The 16,210-nt window shown below is 32.7% G+C and carries 14 protein-coding genes and 1 pseudogene; 5 read left to right on the top strand and 10 right to left on the bottom strand.

The features are described 5' to 3' along the window. Positions 1-527 precede the first annotated feature (527 nt). From cntE to cntK, 9 genes and pseudogenes are all read right to left on the bottom strand, one after another. Complete coding sequence (cntE, locus tag ACVBFA_RS01400; protein ID WP_002487493.1) at positions 528-1,718, bottom strand: staphylopine family metallophore export MFS transporter CntE; 1,191 nt, start codon at positions 1,716-1,718, stop codon at positions 528-530. Positions 1,719-1,729: 11 nt separating this feature from the next. Further along, entirely contained in the window at positions 1,730-2,479 is a 750-nt protein-coding gene (locus tag ACVBFA_RS01395) for an ABC transporter ATP-binding protein (RefSeq protein ID WP_126122591.1), read from the bottom strand. Continuing rightward, positions 2,472-3,287, bottom strand: a complete 816-nt coding sequence (gene cntD, locus ACVBFA_RS01390; RefSeq protein WP_002487499.1) for a staphylopine uptake ABC transporter ATP-binding protein CntD — start codon at positions 3,285-3,287, stop codon at positions 2,472-2,474. The genes ACVBFA_RS01395 and cntD overlap by 8 nt, the downstream gene beginning before the upstream one ends. After that, positions 3,274-4,152, bottom strand: coding sequence for a staphylopine uptake ABC transporter permease subunit CntC (cntC, locus tag ACVBFA_RS01385; RefSeq protein ID WP_002446855.1), 879 nt, complete (start codon positions 4,150-4,152; stop codon positions 3,274-3,276). Before cntC ends, cntD begins: the two co-directional genes overlap by 14 nt. Continuing rightward, on the bottom strand, positions 4,149-5,084 hold the full coding sequence (opp1B, locus tag ACVBFA_RS01380; protein WP_002487532.1) for a nickel/cobalt ABC transporter permease: 936 nt from the start codon (positions 5,082-5,084) through the stop codon (positions 4,149-4,151). The genes cntC and opp1B overlap by 4 nt, the downstream gene beginning before the upstream one ends. Before the next feature lie 12 nt (positions 5,085-5,096). After that, entirely contained in the window at positions 5,097-6,695 is a 1,599-nt protein-coding gene (gene cntA / locus ACVBFA_RS01375; RefSeq protein WP_002487525.1) for a staphylopine-dependent metal ABC transporter substrate-binding lipoprotein CntA, read from the bottom strand. Between the two features lie 50 nt (positions 6,696-6,745). Further along, positions 6,746-8,038, bottom strand: coding sequence for a staphylopine biosynthesis dehydrogenase (cntM, locus tag ACVBFA_RS01370; RefSeq protein WP_126122592.1), 1,293 nt, complete (start codon positions 8,036-8,038; stop codon positions 6,746-6,748). Continuing rightward, a pseudogene (cntL, locus tag ACVBFA_RS01365) lies at positions 8,031-8,846 on the bottom strand (staphylopine biosynthesis enzyme CntL). Before cntL ends, cntM begins: the two are co-directional and overlap by 8 nt. Further along, positions 8,843-9,682 (bottom strand): histidine racemase CntK, encoded by an 840-nt coding sequence (cntK, locus tag ACVBFA_RS01360; protein ID WP_126122594.1) that lies wholly within the window; start codon positions 9,680-9,682, stop codon positions 8,843-8,845. Before cntK ends, cntL begins: the two are co-directional and overlap by 4 nt. Positions 9,683-10,260: 578 nt before the next feature. On the opposite strand from cntK, the gene ACVBFA_RS01355 reads away from it, so the two are divergent. From ACVBFA_RS01355 to ACVBFA_RS01335, 5 genes are all read left to right on the top strand, one after another. Then, positions 10,261-10,833 carry a DUF5067 domain-containing protein gene (locus ACVBFA_RS01355; protein WP_049383071.1) on the top strand — a complete coding sequence of 191 codons (573 nt, stop codon included), beginning with the start codon at positions 10,261-10,263 and terminating at the stop codon, positions 10,831-10,833. Between the two features lie 44 nt (positions 10,834-10,877). Continuing rightward, positions 10,878-12,362 (top strand): DUF6583 family protein, encoded by a 1,485-nt coding sequence (locus ACVBFA_RS01350; RefSeq protein WP_002487480.1) that lies wholly within the window; start codon positions 10,878-10,880, stop codon positions 12,360-12,362. Between the two features lie 158 nt (positions 12,363-12,520). Continuing rightward, entirely contained in the window at positions 12,521-13,687 is a 1,167-nt protein-coding gene (locus ACVBFA_RS01345) for an ABC transporter permease (RefSeq protein ID WP_447158762.1), read from the top strand. Then, complete coding sequence (locus tag ACVBFA_RS01340; protein WP_002477316.1) at positions 13,684-14,604, top strand: ABC transporter permease; 921 nt, start codon at positions 13,684-13,686, stop codon at positions 14,602-14,604. Before ACVBFA_RS01345 ends, ACVBFA_RS01340 begins: the two co-directional genes overlap by 4 nt. A 14-nt stretch (positions 14,605-14,618) precedes the next feature. Then, complete coding sequence (locus ACVBFA_RS01335) at positions 14,619-15,308, top strand: ABC transporter ATP-binding protein (protein WP_002487502.1); 690 nt, start codon at positions 14,619-14,621, stop codon at positions 15,306-15,308. A 127-nt stretch (positions 15,309-15,435) separates the two neighbouring features. Here ACVBFA_RS01335 and ACVBFA_RS01330 read toward each other — a convergent pair whose 3' ends face one another. Beyond that, positions 15,436-16,209 carry an acetoin reductase gene (locus ACVBFA_RS01330; protein WP_002446842.1) on the bottom strand — a complete coding sequence of 258 codons (774 nt, stop codon included), beginning with the start codon at positions 16,207-16,209 and terminating at the stop codon, positions 15,436-15,438. Position 16,210 lies beyond the last annotated feature (1 nt).

Below are 16,210 nucleotides of genomic sequence, written 5' to 3'. Positions count from 1 at the left end.
TCACTATCTTATAACGAAAAGTAAAACAAAACCTGAGACAATTGTTGTCTCAGGTTTTGTTTATCTATCATTAAATTAGAAACTGGCTTAGTCTTTTTATCTCTGTTACTAATAAGGCTAAATTGAAAAACATATCATAGATATTACAGATGTGCGTTTGAGTGTCCTAACACATAAATTTTATAGACAGTTCAACTTAGAGCTCATAAGCTATATAGGGATTGTACTCAAAATAAATTCTACTCTACCTCATTTTTCACACTCTTAATTTACCTCTTTATTATTATTGATTTAGCTTCTTTCTTTTTAAAAATCCATAAAACTAGAATTAAAAAGATATGAATGTAAAAATTTCTTCTATTGTAATCAAAAAGCGTGAATATTCTAATGCAATAAAAGTTTGATATAATTTCGTTTCTTTCGATTTAACAAAGTAAATAAATCGATTATTTTTACATGTGCGGAAGTGTAACCTCAGACAAACTGGAGGCTCCCTTTAAATTTATCATTATTTTTATGTAGTTCTGCTATGAAGCTTTAGAAACACTTTGTCCTTGTCTAATTTTACTTAGTATCATTGCAATAGTAACCAATAAAGCGCATAAAATATACATCCATTTAAATCCTATCGTATCTGATATTGGCCCCATTAGCACACCTCCTAGTGAAATCCCTAAATCTGCACATGCTATAAACAATCCTAATAACATATTACGTCCTATCTTTGGTAAGACAAAACTTAAATACGTTGTCAATGTAGGATAAACGAGCGCTTGTGTTATTCCAATAAAGATTGCACTTATATATACAAATATACTCAATATTTGTGGTCCAAAAGCTACAATGATTGAAGCAATCATCAGTAACGTTAAGACAATCATCATAAACCGGTGATGCCATAAACCATCAGATGGTACATACTTACGTAAATAAAATCTAGCTATCACTACTGTAATGGCTTGAATTGTAAGGAAAATACCTGCATTCGCGAAACCTTCCCTAACTGTATATAATGGTATAAAAGTACTCATCGCACCAAACACGATAGATGACAAAATCATAATCATACCACTGCAGAAGAGTGCTTTATTTTTAAAAAATTGGACATATACAGTCATTGCATTAAAAGGTAAGACTTCTTCTTTTGGTGCTACCTCTTTTTGTGTATTTGCAAAAGTAGTTCTATAACCAAATAAGGTTGTTGTTACTGCAATAAAAATCATAACAATAGCAAATATGGACATATTTTCCACGTGCCAAATCCCAACTGCAATTAATGGTCCTAATAAATTGGGAATTGTTGAAAATAATGAATAGAGAGATACACCTTCTGAACGATATTTCTCAGGTAAAGCATCTATAATACCCAATTGTAAAGACATTGAGAAGAATGCCGTACACACACCTTGCATGATACGTGCAACCAAATAACCTTCAAGTCCTGTAAACCCATATAATACCAGTGCCATAGCATTAATCAATAATATAATACGCAATACTTTAATCGGACCTACACGAGCAATAATTTGACCAGCCCAAGGGCGAAATAGCATTGCCGTTAGCATATAAGCTCCCATTACAATTCCAATTTTGGTATTCGTCGCCCCCAAGTCATGTCCTCTTAGAGGTATGAAAACATTGAGTATGGCATTCGCACTAAAAAACATCAATGTTAAAATATATAATCTTAAAAAAGGCCAAGACATGGCACCTTTCATATTGTCACTCCTTAGATTGATAGTTGTTTATCAATCAGTTCTCTTGTATAACCATTTTGTTGCCTATGCAATTCACTTATAGATGTCCTAGCTTCGATACAGCCATTTTTAAAAATAAGCAAGTCATCACATATATACGTCGCAGCTTGTATATCATGAGTAATAAAAATATAACTCAGCTGATGTGAGTGACGTAACCTTTTCAATAAATCTAATATTTGTGTTTGCATAGACATATCTAATGAACTAATCGCCTCATCAAATAATATATAATCTGGTTGCATACATATCGCACGTGCAATAGCTACACGCTGTGCTTCTCCACCTGAAAGCATATGTGGATAACAATACAAACAATCAGATTTTAACCCTACTTCACGTAGTAACGCTGTTACATACTCTTCCATATTCTCCTTCGATGTACATCGACACTGATTCATTACTTCAAACAAAATATCTTTGACAGTATGAAAAGGATGCAAAGAAGAAGTATAGTCTTGAAAAACCGCAGCAATTCGATGACGTCTCACTTTTTTAAAATGAACAGGCTGACCGTCCAACGTCACTTGTCCTTGATCTGGTTTTTCTAGTCCTAAAATCATACGACTCAACGTAGACTTTCCACTTCCACTTTCTCCAATAATTGCTATTGATGCACCAGTGGGGCAATCAAATGACACACCTTTAACTAAAGGAATACGTTTATCACGAAATATTGATTTTTTTCCATAAAATTTAATAACATTTTGAACCTTAAGCATTGAAATCACCCCTCAACACTAACTGAAAATAATCATGAATTGTCTTTTTAGTAGATAATAAATAAGCTGTATAGTGATGACGAGGTTGTTGTAATACCATGTTTGTTCGACCTTCTTCTATCACGCGACCTTCTTTCATAACTACAACACGATCTGCAATTTTATTAATCACTGTGAGGTCATGAGATATAAAAATCATGGCGCAATCAAAATGTTGTTTTATATCTTTAAAAGCATTGATAACTTCATATTGTGTAATGGTATCTAATGCTGTGGTCGGCTCATCAGCAATAATCAATTTAGGTTTCAATGCCAATGCTAGTGCAATCATCATACGTTGAAGCATCCCACCTGACAACATGTAGGGATATGCTTTTAATAACGAACGGGGATCTTTCAACTTCATATACGTCATATAATGAATGAGTTCTTGTTTTATTTGTTGCTTTGATAATGTCGTATGTGCACGCAAAGTTTCAATCATTTGCTTCCCCACTTTAGTTGAAGGATCAAATGCTCGTGTTCCTTGTTGCATAATCATCGCAATATCTTTACCACGAATTTTGCGTAGTTGCTTTTCAGTTATTGTATTTAAATTTTGATGTTCAAAAAAGATATCTCCGCTTACAGATAAACGTTGAGCATTTAAACCTATTAATGCTTTACAAGTAATCGATTTTCCGCTTCCACTTTCTCCAATAATACCTAATGTTTCACCACATTGAACTGTGAAATTCACGTTATCAACGAGTGTCTCATCTGACCATGTGTCCTTAATTCTTAAATGCGCTACTTTAAGCAATGTCATGTGCTTTCACACCTTTCTTCAATGCCAGTCGTTTCTCTTTAGAGGACATACGAGGATCAATCGCCATTTGTAAAGCATCTGATAAAAAGTTAAACGCCATTACAATTATGACGATAGCCACACCTGTTGTCATCATCATTCCAGGATGTGTGAACATTACTTTTCGTGCTTCATTAAGCATCATCCCCCATTCGGCTGTAGGTGCCTTAACACCTAATCCAAGGAACGAGAATCCTGACATTTGTAATATCATTGAGCACATCGAACTACTAGCAATAATCGCTATGTCAGTAAAGGTTAGTGGCAAAATATGTTTGCGAATGATTGTTAAATCATTCATACCAATTACTTTGGCAAATTTTACATGATCAGCTTCAATATATTGCATTACACTGGTTCGAATCACGCGACAAAACCACGCCCATCGAGTCAATATAAACGCAATAATAATATTTTCTACACCCATGCCAAACAACGTAATCAATGCCAATGTCACCACATAGCTTGGAAAAGCTAACATCACATCGCATATACGCATAATTATTGCATCGATATAACCTGGGAAATAACCTGAAATAAAACCAAGTATCGCTCCTATCACAACGGAAATAATCAATGCAACAAATACATATAACAAACTAGGTCTTATGGCGTATATTATCCGTGTTAATACGTCTCGGCCTAAATGGTCTGTCCCCAACCAGTGAGACCAGCTTATACCAGCAAATTTATTTGCTGTATCAATGTGATTCGGTTCATAAAATGTAATTAAAGGAGCTAAAACTCCAAGCACTACGTAAATTGTAATAATAGCTATAGCAACTATGGCACCTCTATCTTGAAATAGACGACGTAACACAATCATTTCATTGCCTCCCTTAAACGCGGATTTAATATTGCATTAATGATATCTGCAAGTGTATTAAAAAGAATAAACAACACCGCGACAATGAGCACGTATGCTTGAATTACTGGAAAATCATGTTCAGTAATCGCTTTAACACTTAATGGTCCTAAACCTGGCCACGCAAATACATTTTCAATAACGACTAAACCTCCCATGATCATTGGTATCGACATACAAAAAATAGATACGGCTACCTGTAATGCATTACGTAATACATGCAGCAACATTGTCAGACGAGGTAAACCACTAGCTTTTAAATACAAAACATAATCTTCATTTAATTGTTCAAGCATAGATCGTCGGACATTTCTAAAATAAATTCCTGCATAGGTAATCGTAATAACAAAGACTGGAAGAATATAACTTTCTGGACCTGTGAGTCCTGAGGTTGGTAATAAATTGAGTTTTACAGATACATAAATAACTAATATTGAAGCTACCCAATATGAAGGCAGAGCTGTTAGTAGAAAAGCTATTGAACGTATAGCACGATCTGTAAATCGACCACTAGTCAAAGCACTCACTATGCCTAGAACAACAGATGTTATCATCACCACCACACTGGAAATCAAAGTGAGTTTTAATGTATTCATAAACGCTGGACCCATACGCTCAGATACTGGATCCCCTGTGATATAACTCGTTCCAAATTTAAACTGCAAGGCATCAACAAGCCAATTTTTATATTGCGTGAATATCGGTTGATTTAATCCATATTTTTCTTTAGTTTCAGCTATTAAATCTTGTGTTATATTAGGTGTTCCTTGGGCATGTAAAATTGTTACTGCTGGATCTTCGTTCGTGAGATAGGTCATCATGAAAGTCATAAAAGTCACTACAATTAATAATGGAATCATGAGCGTAAGACGTTTCATAATAAATTTAACCATGACGACGCTCCTTTATTTATATTGCATTTCATTAAATGGAAGCTCATATTGTGATTGTGTAAAGGATAATTTTTGTAAATCTTTAGGTGCAACAACAGTCATTCTGCCGTGAGTAATTGGAATAAAGACACCTTCATCGTCAACTTGTTTCAAAATTTGCTGATACGCTTTTGAACGTGCCTTTGCATCTTGAATTTTGAAAGCATCATCAATATCTTTGTACAGTTGTGTCTTATTCTTAATACCTAATGTTGCACTTTCATATCCCGTTTTCGTCTTAAGTGCTGCTAATGTACTCTGAGGATCATATAATAGCCCCCATGTTTGATTAAACATTAAATCGTAATCACCAGAACTACGACGTTCAGCTACTTTATCTGACGTTTCTCCGTTTATATCTAGTTGTACACCTAACTTCTTAAATTCTGCTTCTAAGAATTCAGCTTGTTCTTTTTGACTGGAAGACCCTTTGTCATAATACAACTTAAGATTCAAATCTTTGCCCTCTTTTTGACGAACTTGTCGATCTTTTGAAAGCACCCATCCAGCCTTGTCTAATAACGCTTGCGCTTTTTTCTTATCATATGTTCTTGTTGGTAAATTAAAGTTTATATCTGTCACATTTTTAGCAAATAATTGTGTGGCTGGTTTTTCTTGTTTGTCTAAAATATCTTGAGCTATTTTATCTCTATTTACCATGTGACCTAATGCTTGTCTGACGGCTTTATCACTGACTGCACTATCTTTCTTACCAGAATTAACAACAAGCATTTTTGTATTCATAGCTTGACTACGTTTTACTTGGTAGCTTCCGGTTTCTTTTAATTGTTTTAAACTATCTTTATCTAAGCTGTCTGTACCTCTATCATCTGTATAAGCAAAGTTGGTTTCTCCTTTTTTCATTGATAAAAATGCTGTTTCTCCTGCAGGTTTAACTTTTGCTTCTACTTTATTTAATTTTGCCTTTTCTCCCCAATATTGATTATTTTTATTAAACTCTGCAGATATATCTTTTTTGTGTTCACCCATTTTAAATGGTCCTGTACCGTCAAATGATTTCACACCATCTTTGGTTGTGCCGTGTTTAAAATCTTTAGGCGATACAAAAACGTATGGTCGTGGCATAGCTAGTTCTGCTAACGCAGGTTGATAAGCTTCCTTCAAATGTAGTTGTATCGTATACTTATCCTTAACTTTGACATCATCAATCAGTGTTGAAAGTCTTAACCATGAATGTAGTTTCTTATTTTGTTGTACTGCATCGATGTTTTTCTTCACTGCATCTGCATCAAATTTCGTACCATCATGAAAAGATACATCGTCCCTTAAATAAAACGTATATGTTTTACCATCAGGTGAAATGTCCCATTTTTTTGCTAATAATGGCTTAATACCATCCTTGGTATTGCGAACTAACGGCTCATAAATCATACTCTCTGCTGACATTGAGCCTCCATAAACATGGGGATTCATATCTCCAATATCTTTGACAGTTGTATATGATAATACTTTATTCTCTTTTTTCTCTGTTAGTTCTTTGTTACTTCCACAACCGGCTAAAATAATTCCAGATACAAAAATGACTGTACTTAGTTTTGTGAGTTTATTCATTGCTTTCCTCTTTCTTTTCGAAAATATGTAAACTTATATCATTACGTTTTTTATTTATAAAAAGTTAAGTAGTTCGTCACTAACGCTAAATCCTGTTTAAAATGATGTAATTCGAATTGCCTTGATAGTTGTTGATGTAAATGTGTGTCACAGTATTGTTTAACAGTATTTTCATAACGTAATAACAATGTGTCAATCATCGGTGTTGCAACGTTTAATGCTCTTCCAATCGCTTGAATTATCAAAGTACGATAATAATCTTCACTCGGCATGCGTGGTATATGTATGACTCCTTGTTCATCAGTATCAACATGTTTGTATGGTACGGCAGAAAAATCAAAATATGCACCTTGATCGTCCGGATTAGAAAACGGATCGATTAAAATTGCTGTATATCGCACATAAAGTAGATACTCTTGATGAATAGCTGGTAAATTTTCAAAGTTTTCAATATCTACTTCGCGCATGGTCTCATAACGTATAGGGTAGTTTTCTTTCACCATAAACTTTAGAAGATTGACCGAAGGTACCTTTAATTTTTTTAATATCATCATCATTTCTTGCCACATTAATCGCATTTCGTGTATTAAGGTCATTGTGATTGGACCCTCTGGAAATAGCTTATATACATATACTGGTACTTTCGTCCCTTCAAATACCGCCTTTAATGAAAATTGATTCATAAACAATGGTGGGTGTACATAAAGTGAACTATTATGTATCTCCGCATGTAGTGGTGTGTCCATCGTTGTTAATTCTATATTCAAATAGTCAAATAAAGACTTAAGCTTACACAACGTCATAGACTGAGATTGAGTCGAACCTACGAATAATTTTGATTTAACTCGTGTGGTTAGGACACAATGTGGTTGTGCTTTATCAAATATTCGGGTATCGCCTAGATAAGTGGAAAATGAAATCACTTCACCTTTACATTGAACATCTGATAGTAATTGCTTAACAAGCATATGTGATCCTAATGTTGGTGAGACCAAGATGATTTGCTTAATACGCTTTAATGTGGACTTAGATAATTGCTGTAATATCGGTCGATACGCATCGGCAGTACATGCTAAAATCACCACGTCATAATATTCCGTAATATCTTTAACATCTTTAAAAAAATGTCTAACCGTAAACTTACCTGAAAAACACTGATGTGCATCATTTTGAGTCATTACTGAAAAAAAGCCGTCACGTTGATACGCATCAAAGACTCTCTTAGATTTGGTTGATGCATGAACGCGACTCACCATATCAACTATATGTTCTCCATGTAAATGACATAGTCGAGCAAGTTGAATAGCGACCGGTCCACTACCAACCATTAATATTTTAGACATGTTCAACACCAACTTTTGATGCCACTTTACGATAAAGTGCAATATCAAAAATCTGCTTCGGTCGTGTTTGTAGTTCTTCACATCGCCACTGTGTTTCGTCAGTTGCTTGAGATGGATAATTAAACAATGCTTTTATATCATCACCGTATCGCATAGCTACAACAACTTCATCATTCGTCAATGTGTAAAGTTCATTCAAAATGTCATATTTGATAGGTATCGTCGAACTGAATATAATATGTGTCACAGATTGGATGTCTTCTAATTGATCAACTGTTTGATTACTAATAACGATATCTTCATTTGGCGCTAGTACATTGACGACACGTTGCCCTAAATCAACTGCTTCCTAATCTATATCTATACCAATGACCGCAGCGCCAGTTTCTTTAGCAACTTGAATCAATGTCATAGGATATGCACCCGAACCAATCAGTAATAATTTGTCATTTTTTCCAATTTGCCATCTTCCGAATTCTTCATTAATACAATGCTCTATATTTTCGAAATAACCTGACGTGGTCGCCCTACCATTCAACAAACGTTGTGCGCGAATGACTTCTACTTGTTTCACACATTTTGCTGATACCTCTTGAAGCTTCTTGGTTAAGCTCATTTTTGTTTCTAAATCGTCCCATGTTAAATAGTGATGCTCTGCCAAAGGTTGAAGTATCCATTGACTGTATTCATCAATCAAATTTTCTAAATCAACAATATGCCGACTATCTTCCAAAACGAGTTGATGTAAGTACGTAAATTGTTCTAAATAATATTGTAATTGGTTCTCTATTTTTGTATGATCATTCATATTTGCGTCATTGTCTCCTGTTCTATATATGCTTGTCCTGTTGCGACAGTTGAAACTTGACCCTTAATCGTTGTTTGGTATTCATTTTGTCCAGACTTTCTGGATGAGACAATAATACTGCCTCCGGGTTGGTTAACTAGGTAATCTTGAATATCATGATCTGTTAGATAATTAACTAACACACCGATAGAAGCCGCTCCTGAACCACAGCTATTTTCCCAGATTAAGCTATCTATTTTAGGTATATGTATCAATGGATATATGAATTGTTTATCTTGTTGAAAAAGCATGACGCCAATCGTTTTAAATTGTTGATGCCATGTTTGCGCACTGACAAAATCTTCCACGCGCTGTTTCATTGCTAAATCTACACCATCACACATCAACACGTAATGAATGTATGTATCGTAGCTAATTTCAAATGCTTTAAACTGTTGGTCCCCTAATTTCACAAATCTTTCTTTAACTTGATGTACTTTTGGCATAGTCACTTCATAATGTTGCGAATGAACTTTACACTCTACAGGATGAGAATATCCCGAAACTCTTAATTGAAATTGTTGATGCTGTATCAATAAACGTTCTTTTAAATAGTGAATGTAAGACATAGTCGCATTACCACAAAATTCATTTCCACTCATTACCAAGTGATAGTTATCTCCATTTTCATAGTTTACTGATTCAATGAACCCTACTTGTTCACAACACACATGTGTTGTCGCCATCAACTGATGTGCAATCGCTGCGTATTCACTCGGTTGATGCTTTGAATGAACAAGAATTGTCATATTTCCAGATGGATTATATTTTGAAAATTCGACCACTTGACGTTGCATAAAACACTCCTTTTTATTGTAAATTTTTAAATTAAATTGTTAATGAAAAATGATTAACCTCATAAAAATCAATAACTTAAAATAATTGCATAAAACAAATCGTAATTGTTACGATTTGAGAATTATATTAAACGAGGCACATACAGTTGTCAATATAAATGATAATTATTTTCAATTAAGAGAATAAAGTGAAATGAATATTCTTATAAATATCTACGATAAAAAGTACATATGTCTATATTTAAAAACTTGGTTGATACGCTTTAAATGAATTTAAATTCAATTATCATCTGAAGTGTTTTTATTAGAGAATATAAGCAGAAAAAGTTTAACTAAATTAAATGACACAAAATTATAAAAACAAATATATAAATACTAACAATATTTTAATTATCTTCTATGTTGGCAATGCTATAGATTTCATAGAATATTTAAATAAAAGTATTACTATTAAGCAATACAAATGATATACTTAATAGCGAAAATATCCATTATATTATTATATTGAAATTATTATTATTAGGATATTTTACATTTACATATTTATTTTATTTCTTATTTACGGGAGGATATTAATAATGAAAAAAGTATTAGCACTATTATTTGCGTCAACACTCATTTTAGGAGCATGTGGTGACAAAAATGACGAATCTAAAAATGATTCTTCATCTAATTCTACAGATAGCGTTTCTGTAGACAAAAATGACAATGAAGATAAAACAACAGCGAAATTCAAAAATGATAAATTAACAACAGACAATTTTGATATTGAAATTTTAGAAGCCAAAACTGTCAAAGCATCTGAGTACGATGATGACAAGAAACCAAGTATCGCTATCATCTATGGTGTTAAAAATAAAAAAGACAAAGATTTAACAGCATCTTCAGCATTTATCAAATCATTTGATATTTATCAAAATTCTAAAGATGTTAAGAGAAGATTAGAAATTGGCGGTGGATTTGATACTGATTTAAAGAAAAAATATGAAGAAGATATGGATAACAAAATTAACAAAGATGGAAAAGTAAAAGGTGTTATGTTCTTTAAATTGAAAGACACTAAAACACCAGTAACACTTGAAGCTAAAGATCCAAATCATGGCAATGACGAAAAAGTGGGTACTAAAGAATTTAAAATTAAAGAAAATTAAAAATATAGATATGTAGACATAGACACAATTTGGGAGGATATTTAATGTCTAAAAAAATTAAAGTTATAGTGCCTATCGTACTTGGATTAATCATTCTTTTGGGGATTGCTTGGGGTGTATATGCCTTTGTAACAAATACACCTAAAAACGCATATTTACTGAGCGAAAAAAAGACCGCTAAAAATGTAAAATCTTATGTTGATCATCGTTTTAGTAACGAAAAGAAATTCCAAAAAAAATTAAAAGATAATTCATATGTTAATACGTATGATTTACATGCTAATGCATCTAAGGAATATCTAAAAGATCTTGGTTTACCTAAAACTATTTTAGATAGTTCTAAAATAACTGGAACTATCGGTCATGATCCAAAATCAAATAAAGGAATCATGAGCGTGTCACCTAAAATATTAGATAAAGATATTGGTAAGTTCCAATGGACAGCAAATGATTCAACTCAATTCTTCGAATCACCCTTATTCAAGAAAAAGTATAGCGTCAAAAACTCAGAACTATTAGAAACAGCTGCTCAAATCTTTGATGAAGATCCTTCTGACTATAAAGAAGAGGGACTTTCAAATGCAAACTTTGATCTGAATAATAAATTGGGTATTGTTCATTCTCAACAAGAAGATGTTGAAAAACTGATTAAGCGATATACAGATTTAGTCATCGATCAATTAGAAGATGATGACTTTGAAAAAGGTAAAAAAGAAAAAGTTAAAATTGACGGTGAAACAAAAAATTTAAAACCTATCACTTTAAATATAAGTCGTGATAAAGCTAAAAAAATCACTGTCGCAGCATTAAAAAAAGCTAAAAATGATAAAGAATTACAACGTTTATCAAGCATTAATGAAAAAGAGTATAAAAAAGAAATCGAAGAGCAACTTGAAGATGCTCAAGATAAACAAACTAAAGAATTTCCAAAAATTAAATCAACTATCTACCAACAAAAGCATCAAATACTAAAACGTAACATCACAGTTACTGATAGCGACGGTGAAAAAACTACTATCAAAGGCACGAATGTGATAGATGACAATATCGAAGTCGATTATAAAGTAACTAGTGATGGAAACACACATAACATTAAAGGATCTTCTAAGAAAGACGGAAAGCATTATAAAGATGACTATAAATATAGTGGTGACGTAGACTATGAACGTCTAAATGTTCATTTAAATAATAAAGAGAGCGTAAAAGATTCAAAACGTAAAGATACTGGAACTATTACTATCGATAATGCTATCGATCATTATAAAGTAAATTATGAAGACAATTTAGAAACAGACGCTAAAAATAATCTTCAAAAACAAACATTAAATATTGGATTTAAACTAGACGAAGAGCCTATTAATATTGTTATCAATGCTAATTCAAAACTTAAAGAGCGCATTGATTTTAATACCGATAATGCAACGGACTTTAATTCATTATCTAAGAAAGATAAAGATAAATTATCAGATGAAATTAAGGATAAACAAAAAGACATTGTCAAATCAGTCTTTAAAAAGTTAGATGATTAATTCATAGAATGCTAAGCGATTGAACGACAATGACTTTCACCACCTATAAAAGGTAGGTCATATACTGGTTAATCTCACGGGGTGGGACTCACATTCAATTGAAACTTTACGAATGATAGTCTCACCCCTTTTATCTTGAATTCGCTAGGAGTGGTCACTTGAAATCTTTCAAATTGTTTCATATATACCACTCATTTTTACTTAAAAAGTGGTATCTATTTTTATATTTAATATTGATATTATTGACGCTCATCGTAACTTTAACAACTATCCAGCACATTAATCAAAATGATTCAAAATTTAATATTGGTATCGTTGATAAAGATCATTCTAAAGAAACAAAACTAATTTTAAACACTGTGGGTAAAGGCAACAATCTTGGCAAAAATGCTGCTCTCAAAACTTATAATGAGAATCAAGCGCAACATCTGCTTAAACAGAATCAATTACAAGGATATTTTGTCTTCGACCGTGGTATGACCGATACTTTTTATAAAGATGGTAGCCTCCCTATAACTGTTTATACATATGATGAACAATCAAGTAACAGTGTCGTGGTTAATCAATTAACACGCTCAGTTTATGACCGTTTAATGTTATCAATGGGCGGTGTGCTAAACTTTAACCAATTAGCTAAAGATCCTTCAAATGAAGACGTAGCAATGACATTGATTGATATGTTATTTACCGGTTTAAATCGTTCAGGTTCATTTAATTTTGAACCCATACATATTTATGACACCAGTAGTTATTATGTAGTCACTGGATTTCTTTTGTCTATCTTTATATTGTGTTTATCACTTTATACAGTACTAAAAATGAATCAAGAAACTGCACTCAAAGAACGCTTGCAAATGTTTCATTTTTCCTTTGAAAAGCTCACGATAGTTCGAGGTATCATTGCATGGTTTTATTCACTCATATGGGCATTTATTGGCTTTATCTGGATTACTCATGCTCTAAATGCCCCATTTGAAAAATACAATTGGCCAACGGTAGCTTTACAACTCACTTATTACGTTACGTTACTCGTCCTATGCTTATTACTTATAGACTTAATTACTCGTTCATGGGTAAACTTTCTACTCAAATTATTACTTAGCTTTGTTATCGTTATTTTTTCTGGGATAATTATCCCTACTATCTTCTTTAAACACATGCTTAATGATGTAATCATTACACAACCATTTAGTTTGGTTACTAATCAAATGTTAGAAATAACACTCAATAACTATATTTTAGACACACATCCAGCATTTTATTTAAGTTTTATTACACTATTGATACTATTCATCATTGTTTTAGTATGGAGGTATCGCCGATGAAACCATACATTCAACTCGTCATTAAGAAACAATGGTTACAATATGTGTTTCTTATTAGCACGATACTAATCGCTTTAGGAACTCTATGGTTAGGACAAAAATTGGCTCAGCAAAATTTTAAAATACCTATCGCCATTCAAGATATGGACCATAGTTCCGCTTCGAAAAAATTAATTAAAGATATAGAGCAAAATCAGTATGTAACAGTAAAACATTTATCTCATGATGATTTTTATATCGATGATTTGGTAAAAAAGAAGGAAGTCATTGCAAGCCTTGAAATACCTAAGGATTTCTCAAAACACCTTAAAGATAATGATTTAAATAAGACTCTTCCATTATATAGCAGAGATGATTTTATAGGACATATTGCTATGGAAATAATCAGTCGATCATTATACGAACAACAAATCCCTAATATTATTCATGAACATCTTGATGATATGAAACAACCACAATCCTTAGATAAAGTGAAACAATCTTATTATTCTCATACACCTCAATCTAAAATAAAAAGTGTAGCTATCAATAAACATGCTCATCAATCCATTTCAATTGGCATTGTATTTGTTGTCGTCATCTTTGTAAGTGTTATCCAAATCCTATTACATCAACGTCTTAAACAGAACGCACCTCTCGGAAGATTATATTTGGTACCTTATAGTCAACTTAAACTATACTTGACTTATATCAGTGTACATGTGGTCATACTGATGCTCATGCTATTGATGATCAGTCTTTTTATGCATCAACCATTAAGCATTCTTTTCTACTTAAAAACACTAATTATAGTTTTATTTTATGAGGCAGGTATTGCTTTATTACTTTTTAAAATTAATGTCCTTAGTCATCGTATATTTATGGCTATTATTTATACAGTAGCGATAGGTATCATATATTTATGGATTCAATTGTAAAGGAGTCATATTCAATGATAGATATTCAAAATGTTTCAAAAAGCTATAAAAAGAAGCATATTTTCGATTCCCTAGATATGCAATTTCAACCTCATAAAATTACTATTTTATTAGGTGAAAATGGTGCTGGAAAATCTACATTATTGCGTTTAATTGCAGGTATTGAGAATGCAGATGAAGGACGTATTCAATACTTCAATCAATATATATCAAGACGTCGAATACGTCATATTGTAGGCTATGTCCCTCAAGACATCGCATTATTCGAGCATATGACTGTCATGGAAAACATTGAGTTTTTCAAGTCACTTTGTGAAAATCCTATTTCAGATGAAACACTTCATTCTTATTTATCACAATTAAACTTTACTGATACAAAAGTGAAAGTATCTAACCTTTCTGGTGGAAATAAACGTAAAGTCAATATTATGATAGGTCTACTTAGTCGGCCTAAAATACTTATTCTAGATGAGCCAACAGAAGGCATCGATCTAGAATCAAGATATGATATTCACAACTTATTACAGCAAATGACCGATCAATGTTTAATCATCATGACGACACATCATTTAGACGAAGTTGAAGCACTAGCAGATGATATTAAAGTTATAGGTCAAAATCCTTTTTATCCTGATATTTTAGAAAATAAAGGTTGGTCTTTTAAAAAATATGCAAATGCCTTAGCTGATAATACGAAATCTTAAGTTGTACTTTCACTCTATCATTTCATCAATATTTAACATCAAAAAGGCTTGCCCTTTCGTCGTATATTTCTCGATTGAAAAGGCAAGCCTTAATAAATTTTATACACCTTTATTTACCATGTCTAACTTATCTATACACTAATCCACCATCAGTTAAAATGGATTGGCCTGTGATATAATCAGAATCATTTGAAGCTAAGAATGATACTAAATTCGCAACATCTGATGGCTCTTGATATCTTCCAAGTTTGATTTCTGAAGAAAATGCTTCAAATGCGTCTCCTATTTCTAGACTATCATCAAGTTTCACCATTTCTTCATCAATACGATCCCACATTTCAGTTTTGGCAACTCCTGGGCAATAAGCGTTTACGGTAATGCCTTTGTCTGCTAATTCTTTAGCAGCTGTTTGAGTGAAGGAACGTACAGAGTGTTTTGTTGCTGAGTAAGTGCCGAGTACTTCATAAGATTCATGTCCTGCAATACTACATGCGTTGATGATTTTACCTTTACTTTTTTGTTTAATAAATTGGTTAGCAGCTGCTTGAATTCCAAACAATGTACCAAATACGTTAATATTAAATAACTTAGATAATTCATCTTCATCAATTTCTAAAATTGGCGTCACTGCATCAACACCTGCGTTATTTACCATAACATCTAATTGACCAAATTCTGTAACTGCGAACTGAACTAATTCTTCCTGTTCTTTCTTTTTAGATACATCACTCTTGAATGCGACAGCTTGATAACCTTTTTCTTTGAATTCTTTCTCAGTTTCTAATAGAAGTGCTTCATTAATATCTTGTAGTACTACATTAAACCCATCGTTAGCAAGACGTTCTGCAATACCTTTACCTAATCCACCTGCTGAACCTGTTATAATTGCTGTTTTACTCATA

Source organism: Staphylococcus sp. MSU001 (assembly GCF_052976705.1).
The sequence above is the reverse complement of the archived record's forward strand: the minus strand, read 5'-3'. Positions and strand labels throughout refer to the sequence as shown.